Annotated in this window: 1 protein-coding gene and 1 pseudogene; both read left to right on the top strand. The window is 35.4% G+C overall.

From position 1 onward, the window contains the following. Positions 1 to 193: pseudogene (locus GPK83_RS08645) on the top strand (IS1380 family transposase); the annotation flags it as partial. Between the two features lie 380 nt (positions 194 to 573). After that, entirely contained in the window at positions 574 to 1,482 is a 909-nt protein-coding gene (locus tag GPK83_RS08640; RefSeq protein WP_215704564.1) for a hemerythrin family protein, read from the top strand. Positions 1,483 to 1,598 lie beyond the last annotated feature (116 nt).

Here is a 1,598-nt window from a genome sequence, read left to right as displayed (position 1 = left end):
CAAATGGTTTACATGTATACCTTTATCGTCACAAACATGGATTCCTCACCAGAATACCTTATCAAATTTTACTGCAAAAGTAGTTCGTTCAGCAAGATATATCACATTCAAGCTGTGCCGCAGCTGTCCATATAAAGAAGAGTTTTATGACACCCTTTCTGCAATAGGTAAGCTGGATGTACAGCTGGAATAGCAACCGTCAATGGACCTTGACAGCATGATAATTGCTCAAAAACTCGTCATAGGGATTTTATACCCTTTTTTCTGACAAATTGAGAGAAGTTATGGCTGCATGGATCATTTTTTCAATTCATGGTGCAAGGTTTAGATTAGAAATTGCTCCGTGAATAATTCAGGATAAGTAGTCATTTTTATAAAAAGACAGTGAGTGCGTCTCTTGGAACAGAATGAATATATTCTGAATCCGGGAGGCGCTTTTTATATTTCATTAAAAATGTAAAGTTCGCGTGTTGAAAATGTAAAATGGGAATGATATAATGGTTAAAGCGTTAACTGCAAAATTGGATAATACAGGCATATTGACAGTATAAAGGCATGAAGGGAGACGACAAAATGATCAAATGGAGTAAAAATTATCTTATGGGCATAGATAAACTTGATGAAGAGCATAAAGAATTGTTTCGGATATCAGATCAGATTTATAATAAAGTAATGGAGAGAGGAGATGATGCGAAGTACCGGTTATTCCTTATGAAGGAAACTCTGGAATATATGCTTAGATATTTTAAAAGGCATGCAAAGAGTGAAGAAATATATATGCGGGAGATAGGTTATGCCGGTTATGAATTTCATAAGATGCTGCATGACGAGTTTTATAATATGCTGCTGAAAAAAAAAGCAGACATTGTAAAGCGCAATGAATGCAGCAAAAAAGAGATAGCAGAACTTGTGGGAGATGGAATTGGATGGCTTTTGGAACATATAACAACAGAAGATATGGCAATTGTAGGGAAAGGAATCTCAGCCATATCTTCATACAATAGTGATTTTGAAGAGCAGCTGAAAAATGTGATCAATACAAATTTGATTTCATTTCTCAATGTTGCAGCAAATGTGAAGATTATAAATAGAAACTATCAAGGTGAAAACTTTGGAAAAGTTATATGCCAGAAAATGGTTTACAATCTGGGATCCCGCCAAATTGTAGTTATATCAGGCATTGAGAAAACATTTCTGATTCGTGTTGCTGAAATGATCTATGGGATAGATATTGAGGATGAGATGGATCTGGTTTTATATAGTATGCAGACATTTGGTGCAAATTTCTGGAGATCAATAGGACAATATTTTGTAGGCAATCATGATTTGCTTTCCCTGAGTTCAAACAGTTTTATTATTGCAAGGAGTATACCGGAAGAGCTGGATATGCTTAAGCCTGAGAAATCATTATTATTTGATTCTGATATGGGAAAATTTTTTATAGCTTCAAATGGAAAGATGTCAGAAATTGCATATTTTTAAAGTAAACCTGAATTATTCACGGCAAAGCCGTGATCGTGAATGATTATCCAACCATCCATCTCCTGCTTCGCGGCGATAGTGGTTTTGCAGCTCCTGATCTCTATAAACAGTGTGAG

Source organism: Clostridium sp. MCC328 (assembly GCF_018785465.1).
Classification (GTDB): Bacteria; Bacillota; Clostridia; order Lachnospirales; family Lachnospiraceae; genus Pilosibacter; species Pilosibacter fragilis.
Note: the sequence above shows the minus strand (reverse complement) of the source record. Positions and strands in the feature narration are given on the sequence as shown.